General features: G+C 75.0%; 19 protein-coding genes. 8 read left to right on the top strand and 11 right to left on the bottom strand.

Annotation, left to right across the window (positions count from 1 at the left end; all coding sequences use genetic code 11):
* Positions 1-291: 291 nt before the first annotated feature.
* A complete protein-coding gene (locus AB0O40_RS31110; RefSeq protein WP_365048632.1) occupies positions 292-774 on the top strand; it encodes a hypothetical protein in 483 nt (160 codons plus the stop codon).
* Between the two features lie 11 nt (positions 775-785).
* Here the strand turns inward: AB0O40_RS31110 and AB0O40_RS31105 are convergent, their stop codons facing one another.
* The 3 genes from AB0O40_RS31105 to AB0O40_RS31095 all read right to left on the bottom strand — a co-directional run bounded on the left by AB0O40_RS31105 (position 786) and on the right by AB0O40_RS31095 (position 2,599).
* On the bottom strand, positions 786-1,184 hold the full coding sequence (locus AB0O40_RS31105; protein ID WP_365048631.1) for a hypothetical protein: 399 nt from the start codon (positions 1,182-1,184) through the stop codon (positions 786-788).
* 35 nt (positions 1,185-1,219) lie between these two features.
* The gene (locus AB0O40_RS31100) at positions 1,220-2,080 is read right to left on the bottom strand and encodes an endonuclease/exonuclease/phosphatase family protein (protein ID WP_365048629.1); all 861 of its coding nucleotides are present in this window, start codon (positions 2,078-2,080) and stop codon (positions 1,220-1,222) included.
* Positions 2,081-2,164: 84 nt separating this feature from the next.
* Positions 2,165-2,599: a YdeI/OmpD-associated family protein gene (locus AB0O40_RS31095; RefSeq protein ID WP_365048627.1), complete on the bottom strand. Its 435-nt coding sequence runs from the start codon at positions 2,597-2,599 to the stop codon at positions 2,165-2,167.
* A gap of 150 nt (positions 2,600-2,749) precedes the next feature.
* Here AB0O40_RS31095 and AB0O40_RS31090 point away from each other — a divergent pair, with 150 nt between their 5' ends.
* Positions 2,750-3,961 (top strand): sensor histidine kinase, encoded by a 1,212-nt coding sequence (locus tag AB0O40_RS31090; protein WP_365048625.1) that lies wholly within the window; start codon positions 2,750-2,752, stop codon positions 3,959-3,961.
* A gap of 106 nt (positions 3,962-4,067) precedes the next feature.
* Here the strand turns inward: AB0O40_RS31090 and AB0O40_RS31085 are convergent, their stop codons facing one another.
* Positions 4,068-8,330, bottom strand: coding sequence for a S8 family serine peptidase (locus AB0O40_RS31085; RefSeq protein WP_365048624.1), 4,263 nt, complete (start codon positions 8,328-8,330; stop codon positions 4,068-4,070).
* Between the two features lie 91 nt (positions 8,331-8,421).
* On the opposite strand from AB0O40_RS31085, the gene AB0O40_RS31080 reads away from it, so the two are divergent.
* Positions 8,422-9,378, top strand: a complete 957-nt coding sequence (locus AB0O40_RS31080; protein ID WP_365048622.1) for a helix-turn-helix domain-containing protein — start codon at positions 8,422-8,424, stop codon at positions 9,376-9,378.
* Positions 9,379-9,472: 94 nt separating this feature from the next.
* Positions 9,473-10,042 carry a YbaK/EbsC family protein gene (locus AB0O40_RS31075; RefSeq protein ID WP_365048620.1) on the top strand — a complete coding sequence of 190 codons (570 nt, stop codon included), beginning with the start codon at positions 9,473-9,475 and terminating at the stop codon, positions 10,040-10,042.
* Positions 10,043-10,084: 42 nt separating this feature from the next.
* Here the strand turns inward: AB0O40_RS31075 and AB0O40_RS31070 are convergent, their stop codons facing one another.
* Entirely contained in the window at positions 10,085-12,139 is a 2,055-nt protein-coding gene (locus tag AB0O40_RS31070; protein WP_365048619.1) for an NAD-binding lipoprotein, read from the bottom strand.
* 471 nt (positions 12,140-12,610) lie between these two features.
* On the opposite strand from AB0O40_RS31070, the gene AB0O40_RS31065 reads away from it, so the two are divergent.
* Positions 12,611-13,078: a DIP1984 family protein gene (locus AB0O40_RS31065; protein ID WP_365048641.1), complete on the top strand. Its 468-nt coding sequence runs from the start codon at positions 12,611-12,613 to the stop codon at positions 13,076-13,078.
* Positions 13,079-13,367: 289 nt separating this feature from the next.
* On the opposite strand, the gene AB0O40_RS31060 is transcribed toward AB0O40_RS31065, so the two are convergent.
* Entirely contained in the window at positions 13,368-14,576 is a 1,209-nt protein-coding gene (locus tag AB0O40_RS31060) for a M23 family metallopeptidase (protein WP_365048617.1), read from the bottom strand.
* Between the two features lie 190 nt (positions 14,577-14,766).
* Complete coding sequence (locus AB0O40_RS31055) at positions 14,767-15,687, bottom strand: oxidoreductase (RefSeq protein ID WP_365048615.1); 921 nt, start codon at positions 15,685-15,687, stop codon at positions 14,767-14,769.
* A gap of 84 nt (positions 15,688-15,771) precedes the next feature.
* Here AB0O40_RS31055 and AB0O40_RS31050 point away from each other — a divergent pair, with 84 nt between their 5' ends.
* The 3 genes from AB0O40_RS31050 to AB0O40_RS31040 all read left to right on the top strand — a co-directional run bounded on the left by AB0O40_RS31050 (position 15,772) and on the right by AB0O40_RS31040 (position 18,864).
* On the top strand, positions 15,772-16,380 hold the full coding sequence (locus tag AB0O40_RS31050; RefSeq protein ID WP_365048613.1) for a TetR/AcrR family transcriptional regulator: 609 nt from the start codon (positions 15,772-15,774) through the stop codon (positions 16,378-16,380).
* 48 nt (positions 16,381-16,428) lie between these two features.
* On the top strand, positions 16,429-17,379 hold the full coding sequence (locus tag AB0O40_RS31045) for an aldo/keto reductase (RefSeq protein WP_365048611.1): 951 nt from the start codon (positions 16,429-16,431) through the stop codon (positions 17,377-17,379).
* A gap of 153 nt (positions 17,380-17,532) precedes the next feature.
* A complete protein-coding gene (locus AB0O40_RS31040; RefSeq protein ID WP_365048609.1) occupies positions 17,533-18,864 on the top strand; it encodes a lanthionine synthetase LanC family protein in 1,332 nt (443 codons plus the stop codon).
* Here AB0O40_RS31040 and AB0O40_RS31035 read toward each other — a convergent pair.
* From AB0O40_RS31035 to AB0O40_RS31020, 4 genes are all read right to left on the bottom strand, one after another.
* Complete coding sequence (locus tag AB0O40_RS31035; protein WP_365048607.1) at positions 18,859-19,629, bottom strand: ATP-grasp domain-containing protein; 771 nt, start codon at positions 19,627-19,629, stop codon at positions 18,859-18,861. The genes AB0O40_RS31040 and AB0O40_RS31035 overlap by 6 nt on opposite strands.
* A 73-nt stretch (positions 19,630-19,702) precedes the next feature.
* Positions 19,703-20,134 (bottom strand): hypothetical protein, encoded by a 432-nt coding sequence (locus tag AB0O40_RS31030; RefSeq protein ID WP_365048606.1) that lies wholly within the window; start codon positions 20,132-20,134, stop codon positions 19,703-19,705.
* A 96-nt stretch (positions 20,135-20,230) separates the two neighbouring features.
* Positions 20,231-20,863, bottom strand: coding sequence for a PASTA domain-containing protein (locus AB0O40_RS31025; protein WP_365048604.1), 633 nt, complete (start codon positions 20,861-20,863; stop codon positions 20,231-20,233).
* Between the two features lie 167 nt (positions 20,864-21,030).
* On the bottom strand, positions 21,031-21,465 hold the full coding sequence (locus AB0O40_RS31020; protein WP_365048602.1) for an SRPBCC family protein: 435 nt from the start codon (positions 21,463-21,465) through the stop codon (positions 21,031-21,033).
* Between the last annotated feature and the right edge of the window lie 204 nt (positions 21,466-21,669).

Raw genomic sequence — 21,669 nt, 5'->3', positions numbered from 1 at the left:
AGAACGCCCACGAAAACCCCCTTCCGGACCGGCGGACCGCACATCTCCGGGCGGCGCCACCACCCCCGGAGCGCCCCGCAGCGGGCTCCACGAGGCCCGGTCCAGACCGGCCGCCGACCGCACCCCGACCGTTCCCTTCTGCGAAGAGCGGGCCGCTTGAGGCCTCTTTCCCCGATACCCCGCCTGCCCGGAACGGGCCGCCCCAGACCGTCGCCGCATTTTTGAGCGTGTTCAAATGTGGCTGTGAAGCCGGCCTCCGGGCCGGACATCCATCTCCGGGGGGAGAGCTCTGTGAACATGCGCGGATGGCGTTCGGTCGGTCTGGTGGCGGCCGGCGCGCTGCTCACCACGTCCTGCGGGCTGGCCGCGGCGATCCACGCCGCGGACCTGCCGCAGGGGCGACTGGTGGGCACCTGGACCAGCGAGGGCGGGACGTCCCTGACCTACTCGACGGACCACACCTTCACCGGTACGGGGTTCGACCGGGTCAAGGCGATGGCCGACTGCGCGCACCCCGAGTCGCTGTCCTCCGGGCGCTGGGCCTTCTACGCCAGACCGAAGGGCGAGGACTTCGCCGCTCCCGACGAGGCCGCCACTCACGGGTCCGCCCTCGGGCTGTCCTTCCCCGGGAATCCCGGCTGCCGGGTGTACGTCCATCTCTACGGCAACTTCGGGGACACCGACGACCCGAGCATGTGCCCTACGGACGACGCCGACGCCGGCTGCCCTTGGGACGGGTACCTGAAGCACGACGATCCGGCGCCCCGGTCCTGACACCCGGCCGGTCACCGGCCCGGCATGCCGCCGTGGGGGCTGTTCAGGATCAGGGCGAGGGAGTCGGCGGCGAGGTAGGGGTGGTCCGGGTGGTGCTCGATGTGCTGGTGGCCGCCGTCGTCCAGGTCCGCCGTGGAGCGGAACTCCTCGGCGAGGTCGGTCAGGGCCCGTCGGTCGCCCTCGACGAGGAGGACGCGGCGGTCCTGGTCGACGGTCATCCGGACGCCCGGGCCGTCGGTGGCCGCCACCTCGACGGCGACCAGCTCGGTGCCGCCGAAGTCCGGCTCGGCCGAGGACGTGGCCGGCACCGTCCCCGCCCCCGCGGCGAGGGCCAGGGAAAGGGCGACGAGTTCGGCCGCACCGCCGGAGACGTCCACCGCACGATCGACGGGCCAGTACAGGACCCGCATCCGTCGCCCCGCTCCGGGCTCACGGCCCCCGCCGCTCATCCCTGGCCCAGCTTCAGGTCGGTGGTCAGCATGTGGTGGTCCGAGTAGGCGCTGGGGCGGATGCGGTGGGCGCGGGGGGTGATCGCGCCGCGCAGGAAGACGTAGTCGAACTTGCTGTTCCAGTCGGTGGTCGGGGTGCAGGCCTCGGCGTCCGACGGACGGCAGCCGGGGTCCACGTCGGTGGCCAGGGCCCACATCGGGGTCAGTTCGGCGGCGTACGGCACGGCGTTGAAGTCGCCGAGGACGATCGCCCGGTCGTGGCGGGCGACCTCCGCGGCGAGCACCTTCACCTGGCTGACCCGCACCCCCTCCTGCCGGCGCTCGGCGAGGTGGGTGTTGAACACCCGCACGGACCGGCCGCCGACCAGCGTGGTGACGGCCAGGTACCCGCGGTTCTCGGAGCCGCCGTGGGGGTACCCGACGCTCACCCGGTCGGTCATCGGTGCCGCCGACAGGATCGCCTGGCCGAAGCCGCCCGGCCGCCAGGGCAGCCCCCCGCACCGGTTCCAGTTCCGCAGGACCGACCCGTACGCGACCCGGTACTCCAGGCCGTAGACGTCCTTGAGGTAGCTGCGGATCTGCTCGACGTCCCGTACGCAGGCCTCCTGCAGGCCGATGACCTGCGGGGCGGCGGCGGCGATCGCGGTGGCCCGGCCGAAGTCCTTCTCGAGGCCGCCGCAGGGATTGCAGATGTTCCAGGTGGCGACCCGGTCCGGGACGGCCTTGCGGGGGGCGCCGGACGCCGCCCGGCCGGCACCGGGGGCGCCCCCGTCCGGTTCGCCGCGGCCCAGGAGCAGCACCAGGCACACCGCGGTCAGCACGGCCGCGGCCCACCGCGCGCCCCTTCTCAGCACCATCGCCTCCCCGGAGTGGACGAACATCATCACACGGCGGCCCGGGCCGGCCCCGGGCGGCGGCGGACGGCGGCCGGGGATGCCCGCTCAGCCCAGCAGGGTGGCGACGGCCTTCTCGATGCGCCGCTGCCGCGTCTCCGGCTTCTTCGCGCTCTCGACGGCGCGCACGTGCTCGCGCTTGCGGCTGTCGGTGAGCCGGTCGAAGGCGGCCCGGGCGGCCGGGGCTTCGTCCAGGGCCAGGGCGAGGTCCGCGGGCTCGACGACCACCCGCGGCTCGGTGTCCAGCTCCAGCTCCACCTCGACCACGTCGCCGGCCGTGACACCGGCGGCCTGCCGGTTGGCGTTGCTGAAGCCGATCAGGTGGCGGCCCCGCATCAGGGCGAGGCGGCTGCGCCAGCTGTGCCCGTTGACCGTGATCGTCACCGGCGGCCGCGCACCCTCGCCCAGCGCCGCCACCACCTCGGGCGGCACCTCCAGCCCCCGCATGGGCTCGGGCGGCTCGACGAGGCTGTCGAACTTCATGACTGCTCCCCACTCGGATGCGGCCCACCGGTCCCTCGGACGGAATCGGTGATCTCCGTGCCCTCACGTTAAATGCCGGCCGCCGGCCCCGTCTTCTCGAATCCTGACCGGTCTCCGTAGTCCCCGGCGCAGCCGCATTAAGCTGCGCCGATGCGGATACGCCCCTCGTACACGGACGCGCTGACGGCGCTCGCGCAGACCGGTGTGGCGGTGTCGTTGGGGCGGGAGGCGGTGTCGCAGGGCTGGCCCCGACTCGACCTGGCCGCGTACCTGCTCGTGGGGCTGGCGACGCTGCCGGTGGCCGTGCGGGCCAAGGCGCCGGTGGCGGTCTACCTGTTCACCCTGGCGATGTGGGGCGGATACATCACGGCCGGCTACTGGCCCGTGGTCTCCTGCTTCGGCCCGATGCTCGCGCTGTACACGGTGGCCGCCCTGCGCCCGGTGCGGACCTCGGCCGTCGCCGCGGCACTGCTGGGGGCGACCTGGGTGTACGCGGGGCTGCTGGGCAACGACCCCGGCGGCGGCTCGATGGCCACCGTGCTCGCGCAGGCCGTGGTGTTCCCCGCCGTGCTCTGGCGGTTCGGGCTGGTGGCCCGCCGTTCGAGCGAGCTGGCGCGGGAGTTGCGGCGGGAGCGGGACGAACGGGCCCGGCGCGAGATCGCCGCGGAACGGGCGCGCATCGCACGGGAGTTGCACGACATCGTGGCGCACCACATGTCCGTGATCTCGGTACAGGCCGGCCTGGCGGGGTACGTGTTCGACTCGGCCCCGGCCACCGCCCGGACCGCGCTGGGCACCATCTCGGCGACCAGTTCCGAAGCGCTCGACGAACTGCGCCGCATGCTCAGCCTGTTGCGCGAGCCGGACCCCGGGGAACGGCAGGAGGGCGGCGGTCTCCCGGCGGACGGCGCGGCCGCGGTGCCCCCTCCCCCGGTGCCGGGCCTGTCACGGCTCGGCGCGATGGCCGACCGGGTCCGGGCCGCGGGGGTGCCGGTGGACCTGCGCATCACGGGCGAACCCCGGGACCTGGCCCCGGGCCTGGAGCTGTGCGCGTACCGGGTGACGCAGGAGGCGCTGACCAACGTCCTCAAGCACGCGCCGGGCGCCCGGGTGACCGTGGCCCTCGACTACCGGCCGGCGCACATCACCGTGACGGTGACGGACGACGGCGCGGGACGGCGTCCGGCGCCGGCCAAGGCGCCGCCGGGCTCCGGCCACGGACTGATCGGCATGCGGGAGCGGACCAGGCTGTACGGCGGCTCGCTCAGCACCGGCCCGCGCGGCCACGGGGGTTACGCCGTGTCCCTCACCCTGCCGACCTCGGCCCGGGCCGGCCGCAGCGGGGACGACCGCCCGGCATGACCGCGGGCCCGGCACCGAGGGGCCCGGGCGCCGGCCGGGCCCGGTGGTCCCGGGTCCGGCCGGCGCTCCGCCGGTACGGACCGGCCGGCGGGCCGGTCCGCGACCGTCAGCGGCGCAGCTTGAGCCGGTGGACGCCGCCGTCGACGGTGCCGACGTAGAGCGTGCGGCCGTCGGGGGCGGCCGCCAGCTTGGTGGTGTCGGTGTTCTGCAGGCCGCTCGAGACGTTCTGCCAGGTGCGGCCGTCGTCGGTGCTGCGCAGGACGCCCCGGCCGCCCTGGACGAGGCCGGAGGCCGCCGAGCCGGCGGTGGCGGCGTAGAGCGCTCCGCGCACCCGCAGCAGGTCCGCGACGTGGATCGCGAGCGGTCCGGTGTCGGCGGTGCGGAAGGTCCGGCCGCCGTCCGTGCTGACCCGGACCGAGGAGCCGCCCACGACCAGGCGCCGGCCGTCCAGCAGGATCGAGGAGACCGGGCCGTCGGCGACCTTGGTCGTGGTGACGCCGCCGTCGTCCGAGCGGTACAGGCCCGAGGCGTTGCCCAGCCACAGGCGCCGCGGGTCGCGCGGGTCACCGGCCAGGGCCTCGAAGGACCGCTCGTGGAAGAGGTTCTTCCACGTCCGGCCGCCGTCCGTGGTCGTGAACAGCCCGTCGCCGATGATGCTCCGGAAGCCGATCGTCACCCGGTCCGGGTCCGCCGGGTGGACCAGGATCGAGGTCGGTACCTCCGACGAGGTGCCCTTCACCGTCCAGGTCCGGCCGGCGTCGGCGCTGCGGGAGACCTCGAAGAGGCCGGTCGCGGTGCGCCGGACCTGCCAGACCACCTTGGTGTCCCGGGGCGAGACGGCGATGTGCGAGGTGAAGCGGCCGGTCATGCCCTCCGCCCCGGACGCGCCCCACTCGGGGCCGGCGACGGGCATCGTGGTGCGGTACGTGCCGCTGACGGTGCCGGCGAGCAGCTGGTCGCCGCTGGCGGCGAGGGCGTAGGCGGTCAGGCCCTGGACGCCGATGCGCCGGTAGCCGGTGCCGTCGGCCCGGCCGCGGTAGAGGCCGTCCTGTTCGCTGGAGACGGTCACCGAGCCGTCGGCCCACCGGTCGTAGTCCATCGCGATGGCCGCCTTGGAGGGGGCGGGCAGCGGCTGCCAGGTCCGGCCGTGGTCATGGCTCACCCGGCCGGCGCCGAACAGCACGCGCAGGTACAGGTCACCGCCCGAGGCGGACAGGCCGTTGCCGCCCTGGGGCAGGGACAGCAGGGTGGACCAGGTGCGGCCCTTGTCGTAGGAGCCGCGGACCCCGGTGCCGGGGACGTAGGTCGTCACCACGGTGGCGTCGGCCGCCATGCCGCGCAGCGTGTCGACCGGCTCGTCGAGGATCCGCCGCGCCGGGGCGGGGTCGCCCGCCCCGACGCCGTCGATCCGCCAGAGGCTGTCGAAGGTCGCCAGGTAGAGGGTGTCGCCGACCAGGGCGGCCTCGCGGACGGCACCGGTCACGCCGGTGGGGTACGTCGCCCAGCGCGCGCCCGCGTCGGTGCTGACCAGAAGGCTGCCGCCGGCCACCGCGGCGAGGGTGCGGGTGCGTTCGTCGGCGACGAAGGCGTCGAAGTGGGCGTCCGGCACGTCGAGCCTGCGCCAGGTACGGCCGTTGTCGTCGGTGCGCAGGATCGTGCCGCGCCGGGTGGGGTCGGCGGCCGTGTTCACGGCGTACCACCAGCGGTCGGGGCGGCGGGCGTCGACCACGATCGCGCCGGCGGCGTTGCCGTCGGCGACGGGCAGCCGGCCGACCTGGCGCCAGTGGGCGCCGCCGTCGGTGGTCAGCCAGGGGGCGGCCTTGCGGAACTGGGTCATCACGGCCTGCCGCGGCCGGGCGGGCGAGAGCGTGAGCTGACCGGCCTCGCTGTGGGGGCCGATGGCCTCCCAGCGGTCGCGGCGGCTGTCGGCGGGGGTGACCTCGAAGGCGCCGGCGCCGGTGATCAGCCGGCCGTCGGCGGTGGTGGCCCGCACGGTCAGCCGGTAGGCGCCGGGGGTCTTGCCGGTGAGGTCGGCCTGGTAGTAGCCGACGCCGTTCATGGTGGTGGGGACGGTGACGGCGGTGCCGTGCGGCGGGGTGACCGTGACCCGCGGCGGGGCCTGCAAGGCGGTCGGGGCGGCGACGTACACGGTGGAACGGCCGTCGCTCGGGTCGGGGGTCGCCTGGACGGCCAGGTGCCGTACGACGAGCAGGTACGGCACCCGCAGGGCCGGGCCGCGGTCGGGGGTGGCGGTGATCCGGCCGCTGATCTCGGTGTCGCCGGCCGGCCGGGCGGTGCGCAGGGTGACCTCGACGGTCGCGGAGCGCCCGGCGGGGAGGGTGACCCGGGAGGGGGACACGGTGGTGGGCCCGGTGCCGCTCAGGGTGACGGTGCGGGGCGTCCTCCCGGGGTTGGCCAGGCGGATCTTCGCGGTCCCGCCGACGGTCCGCGCGCGCAGGTCGGCGAGGCCGAAGGAGAGGGCCGTCGGACTGGTGGTGACGGTGGCCGCGGCCGCGGCGGCCACGTCCAGCCTGCCGCTGCCCGCGGTGGTGGGGCCGGTGCCGGTGAGCGCCTTGGCCGTGCCGACCAGGGCGGACCGGATCGCGTCGGGGCGCTGGCCCGGGTGGAGTTGGCGGAGCAGGGCGGCGGCCCCGGCGACGTGCGGGGCGGCCATGGATGTGCCCGACATGCGGTAGACACCGGGCCCGTAGAGGGCCTTGGGGATGGTGGAGCGGATCTCCACGCCGGGGGCGACCAGGTCGGGCTTGAGGCCGAAGCCGGTGCCGGGGCCGCGCGAGGAGAAGGAGGCGATCTGGTCGGTGGCGTCGGTGCCGCGCAGGGTCACGGACACCTTCCCGGCGGCCAGCTTCCGGCTGAGCTGGGCGTACTGGGTGGCGTCGATGCCCATGAGGACCAGGCGGTCCATGCGCAGCGAGTCGCCGGACGCGGTGGTGCGGGCGAGGTCGGGGCGGGCGGGGGTCGCCGTGGCCGGGAGGGTGCCCGGTTCCGGGGCCGGGAGAGCGGCCGGGGCGCTGCCCGGTCCGGCGGCCAGTACGGGACCCGAGCCGGCCGGCAGGCCGCCGAGCACGGCGAGCGCGCCGCGCTTCTCGGCCTCGCGCGCCCAGTCGATGTCGTACTGGCTCAGCACGTCCGTGACGGGCGGGACGAGGATGTCGGCCCGCAGGATCTTGCCGCGGACGTCCCCGACGCGCTTCCAGTCAGCGGCGGTGCCCGCTCCGACGTCCACGAGCTCTGCGGTGACCGGTTTCCGGGGCGGGTTGGCGGAGATGATGCCCCGGTAGGTCTGGATCAGTTCGGGCCTCCGGCCGGCGAGGGAGGCGGCGGGGGTCCGCAGTCCGCTGGTGGAGGCGCCGACCGCGATGACGCCGGGGGCGGAGGCCGGGGTGCTGATGGTGCCGCGGCCGGGCCCGGCGTTGCCGGCCGCCGCGACGACGACCACGCCGGCCCGGACGGCGGCGCTCGCCGCGCGGCCCAGCGGGTCGGTGCCGTCGCCGGGGCCGCCCAGGCTCATGTTGACCACGTCCGCCGGATGGGGGTTGGCGGGGTCGGCGGCCGCCTCGATGCCGGCGATGATGTCGGAGGTGTAGCCGCTGCCGTCGGCGCCGATGACCTTGTAGGCCAGCAGGCTCGCATCGGGGGCCATGCCGGTGATGCCGCCCTTCGCGGCGGCCTTGCCGGCGATGATGCCCGCGACGTGGGTGCCGTGGCCGTTGTCGTCCATGGGGTCGGCGTCGTCGTTGGCGAAGTCGAAGCCGCCGAGGACCTTGTGGCCCTTGCCGAAGCCGCCGCCGAGGTCGGGGTGGCCGTAGTCCACGCCGCTGTCCAGGACCGCGACGACCGTGCCCTTGCCGGTGGCCTTCACTCCGGCCGGGTCCCGGCGCTTCCAGACCTCGGGCGCGCCGGTCAGCGGCACGCTGACGTCCGTCTGCGCCTGCATCCGGGTGTCGGGGCGGACCGCGAGCACACCCGGCAGCGCGGCCAGCCGCGCCGTCTCGGAGGCGGGCACCGTCATCGCCACCGCGTTGATCAGCAGGCCGAGTCTGCGGAGGCGGTCGGGGTGCAGTCCGGACCGCTGCGCCGTCCTGACGAAGGCGTCCTGCCGCGCGGCCAGGGCCTGTCGGGCCTCGCCGACGGCGGTGGCGGCGGCGCGGGCGGCCGGCGTGGTGAGCGACCCGCCGGGGGCGGCGGTGACCGCGGGGTTCCCCGAGAGTTCGACGATGACCCGCTGCTCCGGGTCGGGGGTCTCGGCGGCGGCGGAACCGGGCAGCGCGGTCAGCGTCCCGGCCAGCGCGGCGGTGGTGACCGCAACGGCTGCCAGGCGCCGTGGTGTTCGTGCGTTCTTGGCCATGGGTCGAAGTCCTAGTGCCGAAGTCACGCTGCGTACAACAGATCTTGGCGGCCCATTGCTGCCGCTGGCACAAGTGGGCCATTATCCGCATATGACGAACGAGCTCACCGCAGCCGGTATCGATCCGTTCGACGAGAGCGTCTACCGGGCCGTGTTGACCCGGCGGACGGCCGCGCCGGCCGAGCTCGCCGACGACCTCGGCTGCTCGCCGCTGCGCGCCGCGCGGGCCCTGGACCGGCTGCACGACCACGGCCTCGTCGGACGGCTCGCGGGGGTCCGGCGCCGGTACGCGGCGATCGAGCCGGGTGCCGCGGTCGAGTCCCTGGTCCGCACCCGGGCCGCGGAATTGGACCGGGTCCGGACGGCCGCGGGAGAGCTGTCCCGGCTCTTCGCGGCCGCCCAGGCCGGTACCGCCGGGGAGGACGAGGTGGAGATCGTCACCGGCCGCGAGGCGCTGGGCCGTTGGTTCGTCCGGCTCCAACAGGAGGCGCGCGAGGACGTCATGACCCTGGACCGGCCGCCGTACGCCCTGACCACCGCCAATCCGGTGGAGAGCACGGCCCTGGGGCGCGGGGTGCGCTACCGCGCGGTCTACGCTCCCGAGGCGCTGGAGTGGCCGGGGGTGCTCGAGGACATCCGCGGCCTGGTGCGCCGGGGCGAGCAGGCCCGGGTACTGCCCGGCCTGCGGATCAAACTGGCCGTCGCGGACCGCCGGTTGGCCCTGATGCCGCTCTCCCTGGACCTGGCCGACGGCGTCCGCGCCGCGGTGATCCGCCCCTCGACCCTGCTGGACGCCCTCACCGACTACTGGGAGGCGTGCTGGAAGCAGGCGCTGCCGCTGGACGCCCCCGCCGAGGACCCGCTCGGCGAGGAGGACCGTCTGGTGCTCACCCTGCTCGTCAGCGGCCTCAAGGACGAGGCGATAGCCCGCCAGCTCGGCTGGTCGGTCCGCACCATGCGCCGCCGCATGAGCCGCCTCCACGAACTCCTGGGCGCGGTCAACCGCTTCCAGGCGGGTGTGATCGCCACCCGCCGCGGCTGGATCTGACGGCCCGACGGAGCCGGCACCCCGCGCCCCCACGCCGCCCCCGCTCCCGGGCGGCGGCCCGGATCACGCACCCGGGCGGTGTTAGCCTGCGGCCATGCCCTCGCAGCTCGGGATGTTCGACAGGTTCGACGACGCCGTACCGGCCCCCGCCGGCCTCGACCGGCTCACCGAGCCGGTGGCCAGAGCGGTCGACGGCTGGTCGGGACCGGTCCCCGCCGACCGGATCCTGTACGTGGACACCGACCCGGCGATCGCCGACACCGCCGACTTCGTCGCGCACTACGGCCAGGAGCTGCTGGCGCAGTCGGCCAACTGCGTGGTGGTGGCCGCCAAGCGGGCCGGCGAGACCTCCTTCGCCGCCTGCCTGGTGCCCTCCTACGGCCGGGTGGACGTGAACGGCGCCGTACGCCGCCGGCTGGGCGCCCGCAAGGCGTCTTTCGCGCCGATGGAGACGGCCGTGGCGGCCACGGGCATGGAGTACGGCGGCATCACCCCGATCGGGCTGCCCGCCGACTGGCCGCTGCTGGTGGACCCGGCCGTCACCGAGATGCCGTACGTCCTGGTCGGCAGCGGCCGCCGGCGCGGCAAACTCCTCGTCCCGGGCGCCGCGTTCGCCCAGCTCCCGTCCGCCGAGGTGCTGCCGGGCCTCACACTCACCTCCTGACCGGTCACCCCTGACTGCGCAGGCAACCGGCCCCCGGTCCGTTCAGCAGCGCTCCGGGCCGGGGGCCGGGCGCTGGTCGCGGTCCCCGCGCGCGGGGGCCGGGAGGACCCGGGCCGCGGAGGTGCCGGCCGCGCACGGGGAACCGGTCCGGGCGGGGGAGGCCGGGGCCAGGACGATCACCGCGTCCTCGGGGGCGAGGGTCAGCGTCTCGTGTTTGGGCGGGTTCAGGCGTACCCCGTGGTCGGGGTCGTGGGGTGGCCGCCGGACGGTACGGGCCGCCGCGTGCAGCCGGTAGCCGACCACGCAGTGGCCGCGGCGGCGGCCGGCCTCCACGACGGTCGCGTAGCCGACGGGACGGCCGGTCAGGACGTACTCGCCGGCCGGCCGCAGGTGCAGGGTGTCGCCGGTGGAGGCGAGCAGCCGGTCGAAGACCGCCGCCAGGTGCCGGTCCTCCGCGATCTGGGTCATCAGCAGTCCGATGAGCCGGCTGCCCACGATGAAGTCGGCGCCCTCCCGGGCGGGCGCAAGCAGCCGGTTGCGGTCGTCGGCCAGCTCCGTGATCACGGCCAGCCGCCGCCCCGCCGCCTCCTCCAGGGCCCGCAGGTGCAGCAGCGTCACCAGGGTCCGGTCGTCGCCGCCGAGGGCGCCGCCGCCCGCGCCCGCCCCGCCGTACCCGAGCACCACGGCCCGGTCGAAGCCGAACACGTCGAGCCCCGCGAGCACATCGGGGTCGGTGGCGTCGCCGGCCAGGACCGTGACGGGCATCCGGCGCCCCGGGGCCCGCGCGCAGCGGTCCGCCGCACGCAGGTGCTCCTCCCCCGCCGCCATCACCACCAGCTCCGACCCCGCGGGCGCAGCGCCCTCCAGCTCCGCGACGATGCGCGGGGCGCGCGCGTTCCAGCCGAGCAGCAGGAAGCGCTCCGGGGTGCGCGGCGCGGGCGGGGCGGCGACGATCGCGCCGGTGTCCACGGGCGGCGGCGGGCCGCCGGAGGGCACGGCCGTGTCGTCGTCCTCGGTGATCACCACGATCCGGTCCGACGGGCCCAGCACGCTGTCGCAGGGCGGGTTCAGCTCCACCCGGCCGTCGGCCCGCAGCAGGCCGATCACGCTGGAGTCCTCGTACGCCAGCAGGAGTGCGCCGAAGGTGCTTCCGGCGAGTTCCGGGGCCGGCACCGTGTAGATCTCGTCCCCCGCGAAGGAGAACAGCTCGCGGTAGACCAGGGAGAGGCCGGGTTCGCAGGAGGTCCGGGCGATCAGCCGGGCGGTGACCTCCTCGACGTCCAGCACGTGCCCGTGTGCTCCGGCGGCCAGTTCGGCGGCCCGCCGGTGCCGCCCGTCGCGCACGGCCGCCACGACCACCGGGTGCCGGCCCGGTCCCCGCACCGCCGCTTCGAGGGCCAGCAGGGTCTTCACCACCTGCGCGTCCCCGTCCGGTCCGTCGTGGGTCAGGACCAGCACGGCCCGGGCGGTGGCCGGCGCGACCAGGGCCACGCCCGCCGGGTCGGTGGTCGTCCCGGTGCGGCAGATCAGCCGGGTGCGGCCCAGCCGTCCGACGGCGGCGCCGATCTCGTCCTCCATCTCCGCCTTGTCCCTGGGGCCGAGCAGGGCGAGCGCGGCACGGCGCTGGTTCGCGTTGGCCAGGACCAGTTCGGAGACGATCGGGAAGACCTGGTCGGACCAGCCGAGCAGGACGGTGTGACCGGACTCCAGCACGGTGGAGCGGCCGCGGCGCAGCGCGAGCACCTTGTCGTTGAGGCCGTTGGTGATGAGGCTGACGAGGGTCGACACGAACAGCAGCGCCACGAGCGCCAGCACCACCGACAGCAGCACGTACACGGGGCTGCCGACGGCTCCCCCGATCTTCAGCGTCTGCCCGACGCTGACCCAGACGGCCAGGGCCCGGCCGGAGAAGGTGGTGGGGCCGTGGGCGTCGGCCCACACGAGGGCCGCGCTCGCCGGCACGACGACGGCCAGGCACAGCAGGACGAACCAGCCGATGAGCATGGCCGTGCCGCGGGCCACGATCGTGTCGAACCAGTAGCGGGTACGGGCCCGGGCGGGCGTGCGGCCCGGGCGCCCCGCTCCGGCCCCGGCCACCGGTCCGGCCCCGGCCGCCGCGCGCCCCGGGCGCCGTCTCGCCGTCCGGCGTCGGGTACCGGCCGGGCGGGTGGGGCGTAATGCTGGCTTGCTAGCTGACAACCGGCGTTCCTCGGGCGCGTCGTGTACCGGGACGACCGGCGCCCCGCCAACTGCCGTTCCCCCGCACCGGACAGCCCCGGCACGGACGGGTCCGTACCCCACGCACCTTAGAGGGACGCCGGTTCCGCACCCCGGGATTGCCCCTAAACCCACCCGTAGCCTGAGGAACCGGACTCCCTTTCGGATTCCCGCGACCGCAGCCGCCGGGCCCGTCGCGAGGCCCCCGGAGGGCAGCCGGCCGCGGCACGTAGACTCCCCGGTGATCACAGGGGTGCACGAGACGGGGACGGGACGATGAAACTGACGGGACGCAAACCCGCCGCAGAGCAGCACGGCGGCGGCGACCGGCCGGCGGGCGCGGACCGGCCCATGAAGCTGGGCGAGGCGTTGTCGGAGCGCGCGGAGGCGACTCGGCGCGTGGAGCAGCTGCGGGCGCGCATCGCTGCCAACGCCCGCTACCAGGAGGGCGAGACCCCGGCCGAGGACGCCACCGCGCTCCTGGCCGATGCCACCGAGACCATGGTCGCCCTGGAAAGGCTCATCGGCCGGATCAACCGCACCAACTCCACCGTCGACATGGGTGCGGACGGCCTGCTGACCGACGCCCTGGCCCGGCGGGACATGCTGCGGCTGAAGCACTCGGTGCTGACCTCCGCGGCCGACGCGGCGGCGGGCAAGGAGGGCGGGCACGGACGGCAGATGCGCTCCGAGTTGAGGATGCTCAGCGCGCTCCCCGTGGCCGCGCTGCGCGCCCAGGCGGATGTGGTGGCCCGGCAGATCCGCGAGCTCGACGCGCGCATCCAGCGCACGAACTGGGAGGCCGACCTCCTGGACTGAGGACCGGCGACGTGGCGCAGGTAGTCGCCCCGGAGGCGTGTACGAACCGAGGCCGGCGGTCTTCCGGCCACCTTGGTGCGTGGAGAGCAACGCGGGGGTTCGATTCCCCGGACACGACGCAGCTCAGAACCGCCCACAGGTGACAGCGCACCGCGCACATCACATCACCACGTACAGATCCGGAGCGATGAGGGCGGGCTCGGGGCAGCCACGTCGCAGGAAGGCGCCCGCGCCGGGAGCAGAGCCTCCCGACGCGGGCGCCGCACGTTCCACCGACCGGCGGCGGGGCTCAGCTGCCGCCGGACCCCCCGGAGAAGCCCAGCACGTCGAGGTAGAGGGGCATCTCCCCGGTCCGGTCCGGCCGGGCGGCGGGTCGCGGCGAGCCGGGCAGGGTGCCGTCGGCCGAGCCGAGGAGGGCGTCGAGCGCGGCGGGGGTGAGGGTGCCCTGCAGGTCGAAGGAGGAGAACACGAAGGGCAGCCCTTGCGAGAGGAAGGGGTTGACGGCGCTCATGACCTCGAAGTGCAGGTGCGGGGCGTCACTGTTGCCGGAACTGCCCAGTTCGCCGAGCACGTCTCCGGCGCGCACCGGCATCCCGGGCGCCACCTTGCCCCGGGTGGAGCCGGGCCGCAGGTGCGCGTAGAGGACGTACTCCCCGGACGGCAGCCGTTCCACGACGTGGTTGCCGGAGTACTGCGCGAGGGGCATGTCCGGGGTCGAGGAGCCCGGCGTCTTGTCGGGGTACTCGTCGACCACCTCGACGATCCGGCCGGCGGCCGCGGCCCGGACCGGGGTTCCGTAGTACGGGTAGCTGCGGACCTGGTCGGCGGGTCCGTGGAAGAGCGCGCCGCCCTTGTCCAGCCGGACGAAGTCGATGGCGAAGCGTTCGCCGAAGAGGGCCGAGCCGTCGACGGGCGAGGCCGAGGACCGGTGGGCGGTGATCGTCGCGCAGCAGCCGTTGGCGTCCAGCCAGCCGTCGCCGTCCAGGGGCGGTTGCAGCACCACCGGCCGGCGGTCGGGCACTCGCAGGGGGGCGACGTCCTCCTTGACGGTCGCGGGGATGATCCCGAGGGCCTTCGGATAGGAGACCGCGATCACGTGGCGGAGGTCGAGGGGGAAGGCCGTCCCTGGGGGCACGATCGCATCGAGCCAGACCCTGCCCTGCCGGCCCGGCGCCAGGACGGTGTCCGCCGGCGGTTGCTCGGCCGGCGCCCCCGACGGCCGGAAGACGTCGAGCAGCCGGCCGCCGTCGAGGGATTCGAGGGTCGCTCCCGGCGCCGTGACGCTCACCCCGGTGACTGTGGCGGGCAGCGGCGACATGTTGGTCAGGACCAGCTCGTAGACCAGGTGGGTCCGGCCGTCGGTGGCCTTCACCGGTTGTGGCACCACCGTCGGCTCGACGGTGACGGGGGTGATCTGCACGTCGGGGGTCGCGGCCCGGACCGCGGCCGGTGTGCGGTCGGCGACGCCGGCCGGATCCGCCGCCGCCGCGGGTGCCACGGCTAGTAACGGGAGCAGGAGCGCTCCCGCTGCGCAGGTGGAAAGGGCCGCATGTCCCCGCATGGCGTTCACATCCCCGCGTCGACGGCGTCGATGGCGTAGGTCCACGGAACTTCCAGCGTGTCACCCGCGCGGCGGCGGGGCACCTCGGCGGGGTGGCGGGTGCCGCGATCCGGCCCGCCGGTCGGCCTCAGCGGCCCCGGGGGCCCAGTGCCGGGCCGGGGAAGGTGACCTGCGTCAGGCGTTCGGAGAGGGCCCACAGCCGGGCGGCCCGCTCGTCGTCCTGGGCGTGGGCGCTGCGCTGGGCGGGGCCCGGGTGGCCTCGCAGTTCGCCGCGCCCGTCGGGTCCGGTGTAGCTGTCCCCGGGCAGCGGCTGGGTGGCGGCGTAGAGGGTGGGGAGGGCTCCCATGGCGTCGGACTGGGCCATCAGCCGGTTGGTGACGGCCAGCATCAGGCGCTGGGCGACGCCGGCGGAGCGGCCCTGGAGGTTGGTCGCGGCGTACCCGGGGTGTGCGGCGTGCGCGGTGACCGGTGAGCCGGCTGCGGTCAGGCGGTGCTGGAGTTCCCGGGTGAAGAGCAGGTTGGCCAGCTTGGACTGCTGGTACGCGCGCCAGGGGCGGTAGTCGCGCTCGGAGTTGACGTCCGCGAAGTCGATGTCCACGCCGGGGCGCCGGTGGGCGTTGGAGGCGACGGTGACGACCCGGTCGGTGAGGTGCGGGAGCAGCAGGTTCGTCAGGGCGAACGGCCCGAGGTGGTTGGTGCCCAGCTGCATCTCGAAGCCGTCGGCGGTGCGCGCCTCGGGGACGGCCATCACGCCGGCGTTGTTGACCAGGATGTCCAGGGAGCGGTCCCAGCCGGCGGCGAAGGCCCGGACGGAGGACAGGTCGGCGAGGTCGAGGCGGCGTACCTCGGTGCTGCCGGTCAGGGTGGCGGCGAGGCGTTCGCCGCGTGCGGTGTCCCGGACGGCGAGGACCACATGGGCTCCGGCCCGCGCCAGCTCCCGTGCCGTCACGGCGCCGAGCCCGCTGGTGGCTCCGGTGACGACGACGGTCCGGCCGGTCAGGGAGGGGAGGTCTGCGGCGGTCCAGGGGGTTCTGGTCGATGCGCTCATGTATCTCAGGCTGGCACCGTCCCGCCATGTTGTCAATGACTACATAGTTGGCGGTGACAACATTGTGGCGGTAGGGTCTGCCCCATGCAAGAACGCAGCTACCACCACGGCAACCTGAGGACCGCGCTCCTGGAGGCGGCGGAGCGGTCGGTCGTCGAGCACGGCGCCGCGGCGCTGTCGCTGCGCGAGCTGGCCCGGGAACTGGGCGTGAGCCATGCGGCCCCCCGGCGCCACTTCCCGGACCGGGCGGCCCTGCTGGACGCCCTCGCCGCGCGCGGCTTCGACATGCTCCGGGAACAGCTCGTCGGGGCGCTGGCCGAGGCGGGACCCGCCTTCGAGGCCCGGCTGCACGCGATCGCCCGGACCTACGTGGCCTTCGCCACCGGCCGCATGCCGGTCGTGGAGCTGATGTACGCCGGCAAGCACGCGGCGGACACCGCGGCCGCGCCGGCCGCCGCACGCGCCGCGTACGCCGTCCCGTACGCCGCGATCGAGGAGGCCCACCGCGAGGGCCGACTGGCCGAAGGACAGCACCCGCAGGCCGCCGCCCGCCTGGTCTATGCGGTCGTCCACGGACTCGCGGTGCTCCTCAACGGCGGCATCATCGACCCCGCCGACGCCCCGGCCACCGTGGACACCGCGGTCGACGGGCTCCTGCACGGCCTGGGCCGGGGCTCCGTACAGGACGGATGAGCGGGGCCGGGACCAGTCCACCGAAGGCCGGTGACTAGGGTGGCCGGCATGACGATCTCCCTCGATTCCTACCGGCTGGTGTACGGATGCATGGGGCTGGGCGGCGACTGGGACGACCCGTCCTACGGCCCGGCCGACGTGGCGCACGCGGAGGCGGCGGTGGAAGCCGCACTGGACAGCGGCATCACGGTGTTCGACCACGCGGACATCTACCGCCGCGGCAAGGCCGAGGCGGTCTTCGGGGAGGTGCTGAGCCGGGCCGCGGGACTGCGGGAGCGGATCGTCATCCAGACCAAGTGCGGGATCCGGCTCGGCGACGGCGTCCGGCCCGGGATCTACGACCTGCGCGGTGAGACGATCGCGCGCCGGGTCGAGGAGTCCCTGCACCGCCTGCGGACGGACGTCATCGACATCCTCCTGCTGCACCGGCCGGACCCGCTGGCCGACCCGGCGGAGGTGGCCGCGGCCCTGACGTCCCTGCACCGGCAGGGCCTGGTACGCCGCTTCGGGGTGTCCAACATGGGCGCCCCCGGCATGAAGGAGCTTCAAGACCACCTCGAACTCCCGCTGGTGGCCAACCAGTTGGAGATGAGTCTGGCGAGCCGGGACTGGCTGGAGGCGGGCGTCCTGGTCAACACCCCCGCTGCCGCCGGCAACGGCTTCCCGCTGGGCACGCTGGAGCACTGCCGCGCACACGACGTACGCCTGCAGGCCTGGGGCGCGCTGGCCCAAGGCCGCTTCACGGGCCGGCCGCAGTCCCCCGAGGACGAGCGCACGGCGGAGCTGATCGCGCGCCTGGCCGAGGCCAAGGACACCACCCCCGAGACCGTCCTGCTGTGGTGGCTGCAGCGGCACCCGGCCCGGATCGCCCCGGTCATCGGCACCGCGCGACCGGACCGGATCCGAGCCTGCGCGGACGCCGTCGGACGGCAGCCGGAACTCAGCCACGACGAGTGGTACGACCTGTGGCTGACGGCCCGCGGCACCCCGCTCCCGTAGGCCGTGCTCGGCACCGTCGCCCGACGACCTGGAACCGGGGTTGCGTGATCTGGAGGCGGGCGCGGGTGCCGGTGCCCAGGGCCGCCGGAACCGACGGGTCGGTCACGCGCCGCTGAACGGGCTGTCCGTCCGCGGGGGTTGTAGCGTGGCCCGATGCGGAGCGGCGTATATCGGGATGTGGGCGAGACCGCCTGGTCGTGGGTGTTGGACCAGGTGCGCGAGGCCGAGGGACCGTGGCTCGTGGAGGCGGTGGTGGAGGGTGGTCCGGAGGCCGTGTCGCCGCCGGCGGACCGTGATTCGCTGTACGCGGGGATCGCCGGCCTGGCCCCGGTGCTGGCCGAGATCGCGCAGTACCGGGAGCTGAGCGCGCGGGAAGCGGCACTGGCGACCGGCATCGTGAGCAGGCTGTCGGCACAGGCCGGGCAGCGGACGGAACCCTCGCTGTACGACGGGCTCGCAGGCGACGCGACGGCGCTCAGACTGCTCGCCCCGGGCGAGGAAGCGGTGGCACTGCGGCGGCTGGCCGCCCTGGCGACCGGCGACGGATGGAAGACCACCCTCGATTTCGAACCGGGCTCCGACGCGCCCCTCACCGACGTCGTCATGGGGACCGCGGGCGTCGTGATGACGGCGGTCTGGGCGCAGGGCCCGTTCGCAGCGGCGATCGCGACGACGGGAGGCGAGGCGCTGCTGCGGGCGGCGGACCGTACGGAGGCGGGCCTGGACTGGGGCATGACGCCGGGGAGCCCCTCGAGGGCACCGAACTACTCGCACGGAACCGCCGGCATCGCCGCCGCACTGGCGGTCGCGGGCACCGCCCTGGACCGTCAGGACTTCATCGAGGCCGCAGTGGAAGGCGCCCGGCACGTCCTCTCCGTGGGGTCCTTGGAGGACGCCGGTTTCGTCGTCCCGCACACGATCCCGCCGTCGAGACGCGAGGTGGAACCGGTGACGTACACCTGGTGCCACGGCCCGGCGGGCACCGCGCACCTGTTCACCGCCCTGGCGCACGCAGGTGTCGCCGAGGTCGCGGGCCACGACGTCGACGAACTGCGGCACCGCTGCATGACCTCGATCCTCACCTCCGGCCTGCCGCAACGCCTGCGTCCCGGCTTCTGGGACAACGACGGCCGCTGCTGCGGAACGGCAGGCGTCGGAGACGTCCTGCTGGACGCCGCCCAGGACTGCCGGGCGCCGCAGCGGAGGCAGACCCTGGTACGGGCCGCGCAGCGGATGGGCGATGCGCTGGTCGACCGGGTCATCAGGGATGACGCGGGCGCCCGCTGGCGCTTTCTGGAACATCGCGAGGACCCGCCGCTGCTGCCGCCCCGGACGACGTGGATGCAGGGCGCGGCAGGCATCGCGGCCTACCTCCTGCGCCTCGCCCGGTACGGCGAGAGCGGCCCCGACGCCCCGGTCGTGGACCGCCCGGACCAGTGGTGGGCCGTGCCGGCGCACCTGCGCAGTACGCGCACGGACTCATGAGCGGGTGGTGACCTCGTTCAGGTACGGGCGGTCGCGGTCCGCGACCTCCTCGACCGGGCCGGCCGCACGGAGCACCGTGTCCAGGACCCGGTCCGGCTCGGCTGCGTAACAGTGCGCGAACCAGGCCATGTTCGCCTCGACCACCGCCCAACCGCCGTCGGCGAGGCGGCCGATGTCCAGGCACACCGCGCTGGGCAGCCCGTCGGCGGCGGCTTCGAGGACCGTGCGGCCGAAGGCCCGGCTGCCGGGGTCCAGCGGCGCCGGGTCCAGCCGCCCGTGGACGGCGTAGCGGCTGCCGGTGGCGACCTCGCCGTCGAGGACGAACAGCCGGTACTCCGCGGTGAACTCCACCACCTCGCTCACCAGCACGGGCGTGGCACCGTCGAGCCCGCGGGGCAGACCGGTCCCGTCCCGGTGCACGGCGGCCGGCAGCAGGTCGATCTTGGCCGAGGGCGGCTTCACGAACGCCGGTTCCCGCAGGGTCCGGGCCTCGGCCAGGGTGGTGAGCCGGATCCGGCGGTGCAGCAGGGCGGGCGGGAGGCGGGTCAGCCAGTCGTCGGCCGGCTCCAGCAGGCCGAACCCCAGCGTGCCGGCGCAGGCCGCGGCCGCGCGGGGGCCGCCGTACCAGTGCACCCGGCGCCCGACGGCGTCGGCCGCCCGGCCGACCACCTCGAGCCCGCGCCAGGCCGCCGCCCGGGCCAGCAGCTCGGCGGTGGAGGTACGGGGTGCGGGGGTGAGGAGGACGGCAGGTCCGCGGGGTTCCATCCCGCGACCCTAACCAAGCCGCCCGGCCAGCTGAACCGGTTTCCGTGGCCGCCGGGTTGCCGGGTCGGCGGGGCTAGAACGGGTCCGGGTCGATGAGGATCCGGCCGGCGGAGGCCGTGCAGACGGTCCAGTGGCCGTCGTCGCGGTGCAGGTCCAGGGACACCTGGACCGGGGCGCCGCCCTTCGGGGTGAGGTCGACGTTGACGGAGGCGCTGTCGCCGGTCTCGATGGAGGAGACGATGTGGTGCCCGAAGCCGGGGCCCGCGAGCCGGTGGAGGGCCGCCGCCGGGTCCTCCTGCCCGGCCGGACAGCCGCCGCCCGCCCCGCGCGCCGGTACGGTCGCGCCGTCCCCCACCGTGGTCAGGTAGGAGCCCACCGCCCGGTGGAGTTCGCTGGTCCCGAACATCCCGGGGAGCACCAGCGCCAGCACGATCGCGGCCACCGCCACGGGCACGGCCACCGCCAGGACCACGGCCCACCGGCCCGGCCCACGTCTTCCGCCCACCACTGCTGTCCCTTCACCCCTCGGGCCCGCGGCTCCGTACCGCTCCCCTGCCGGCAAGGACGCGACGGCCGCGGCAACCGTTCCCCCGGCCGCCGGTCAGGGGCACTTCTCGTCGGTCTTGACGACCTGGAACGACACGGGGCGGCCGGCGAGCGGCGCGCCGGCCGCCGGGGTCTGCGCGCAGACCTGCCAGTTCGACTCCATGAGGACCATGCGGCCGTGCAGCGCGTCCTTCACGGTGACGCTCGCATTTCCGGGGAGCGCGGCGCGCACCGCCTTCATGCCCTTCCCCACGAAGTCCGGCATGGTGTCGCCGGCGGCGCTGGGGGCGGGGGCGTCGTGCGCCGGGCAGGTCTCCTCGAGCTTCACGGTGCCGAGGTCGATCCGCGCGCCGGTGTCGGTCTTCGTACCCGCCGCGGGGGTCTGGGAGCAGACCTTCCAGTTGCGGTCCAGGACCTGGAGGCGGTCGCGGCCGAGGGCGTCGTGGGAGGCGAGGTCGCGGAAACCGGCGGCCTGCGCCTCGTCCTGGGCGGCCTGGAGGCCCTTGCCGACCAGGTCGGGCAGGGTCGCGGTGCGGCTGCCCGGCCCGGCGCCGGAGTGCGCGGCCGAGGGCTTCGCGGGCGCGCCGGGGGTCGTGGGCTTCCCGTCGTCGGCACTCTGCGGGGTGCAGGCGGCCAGGGCGAGGACGGCGGACGCGGTGAGGAGACCGGCGGTGTGGTGGATGCGCATCGGGTCAGGATGGCGCGCGCGGCCGAGGTCCGTACGGCGTGTCACCGTCCTGTGACGCACGAGCCCCCGGGGCGGCCGGGGGTTCCCCCCACGGGGTCCGGACCGCCGGGGGGGCGACGCCGGACCACGCTCGGACCGCCCGCCGCCCGCCGTCACGCCGTCAGGCCTCAGGCGTCCGGAGCGGTGCCTCCGTCCTCGACGAGGTGCTTGAAGCGCTGCATGTCGCCCTTGGCCCGCTGGTCGGCGAAGCCGTGCTTGTCGCCGATGCTGTCGGCCATCCCGTCGGGGTCGAAGTCCATCATCAGCGTCACCTCCGTCCGCGCCGGATCGATCGGGCGGAAGGTGACCAGCCCGGACTGCTCCGTCTCACCGCCGACCGTCACCCACGCGACCTTGTGGTCCGGCACCTGCTCGGTGATCTCCGCGTCGAACTGCCGCTCCACGCCCTCGACGTTCGTCACCCAGTGCGTGAGGGTGTCGCTGCGCTGCTCGATCCGCTCCACGTCCGCCATGAACTGCGGGTACGACTCGAAGCGGGTCCACTGGTTGTAGGCGGTCGTCACCGGGACGTCCACCTCGATCGACACCTTGACCTGCGACATCAGCAAGGTTCCCTTCCGTCCTGGGGGTCACCGTCGGCGGCGGCCGGCGGTGCGGGACATCCCTGCCCCGCCACCGGGCGCACCCTCGTCCCGAGCCCCGGGCACCACCCACCCGGGATCGGATTCCTGGCGTGTCCGCGGCACTCGGCCCACGCGCCGGGGAGTCGACGGTGAACTCGGCCGGCTCCTGGTGGAAGAGGCCCT

The sequence above is a fragment of the Streptomyces sp. NPDC089919 genome, assembly GCF_040684615.1.
Taxonomy (GTDB): domain Bacteria; phylum Actinomycetota; class Actinomycetes; order Streptomycetales; family Streptomycetaceae; genus Streptomyces.
Note: the sequence above shows the minus strand (reverse complement) of the source record. Positions and strands in the feature narration are given on the sequence as shown.

Excerpts from the sequence above, each read along its gene's own strand:
- AB0O40_RS31105 (WP_365048631.1), bottom strand. The coding sequence starts at position 1,184 with ATGCGGGTCCTGTACTGGCCCGTCGATCGTGCGGTGGACGTCTCCGGC.
- AB0O40_RS31100 (WP_365048629.1), bottom strand. The coding sequence starts at position 2,080 with ATGGTGCTGAGAAGGGGCGCGCGGTGGGCCGCGGCCGTGCTGACCGCG.
- AB0O40_RS31095 (WP_365048627.1), bottom strand. The coding sequence starts at position 2,599 with ATGAAGTTCGACAGCCTCGTCGAGCCGCCCGAGCCCATGCGGGGGCTG.
- AB0O40_RS31090 (WP_365048625.1), top strand. The coding sequence starts at position 2,750 with ATGCGGATACGCCCCTCGTACACGGACGCGCTGACGGCGCTCGCGCAG.
- AB0O40_RS31085 (WP_365048624.1), bottom strand. The coding sequence starts at position 8,330 with ATGGCCAAGAACGCACGAACACCACGGCGCCTGGCAGCCGTTGCGGTC.
- AB0O40_RS31080 (WP_365048622.1), top strand. The coding sequence starts at position 8,422 with ATGACGAACGAGCTCACCGCAGCCGGTATCGATCCGTTCGACGAGAGC.
- AB0O40_RS31075 (WP_365048620.1), top strand. The coding sequence starts at position 9,473 with ATGCCCTCGCAGCTCGGGATGTTCGACAGGTTCGACGACGCCGTACCG.
- AB0O40_RS31065 (WP_365048641.1), top strand. The coding sequence starts at position 12,611 with ATGAAGCTGGGCGAGGCGTTGTCGGAGCGCGCGGAGGCGACTCGGCGC.
- AB0O40_RS31055 (WP_365048615.1), bottom strand. The coding sequence starts at position 15,687 with ATGAGCGCATCGACCAGAACCCCCTGGACCGCCGCAGACCTCCCCTCC.
- AB0O40_RS31050 (WP_365048613.1), top strand. The coding sequence starts at position 15,772 with ATGCAAGAACGCAGCTACCACCACGGCAACCTGAGGACCGCGCTCCTG.
- AB0O40_RS31045 (WP_365048611.1), top strand. The coding sequence starts at position 16,429 with ATGACGATCTCCCTCGATTCCTACCGGCTGGTGTACGGATGCATGGGG.
- AB0O40_RS31040 (WP_365048609.1), top strand. The coding sequence starts at position 17,533 with ATGCGGAGCGGCGTATATCGGGATGTGGGCGAGACCGCCTGGTCGTGG.
- AB0O40_RS31035 (WP_365048607.1), bottom strand. The coding sequence starts at position 19,629 with ATGGAACCCCGCGGACCTGCCGTCCTCCTCACCCCCGCACCCCGTACC.
- AB0O40_RS31025 (WP_365048604.1), bottom strand. The coding sequence starts at position 20,863 with ATGCGCATCCACCACACCGCCGGTCTCCTCACCGCGTCCGCCGTCCTC.
- AB0O40_RS31020 (WP_365048602.1), bottom strand. The coding sequence starts at position 21,465 with ATGTCGCAGGTCAAGGTGTCGATCGAGGTGGACGTCCCGGTGACGACC.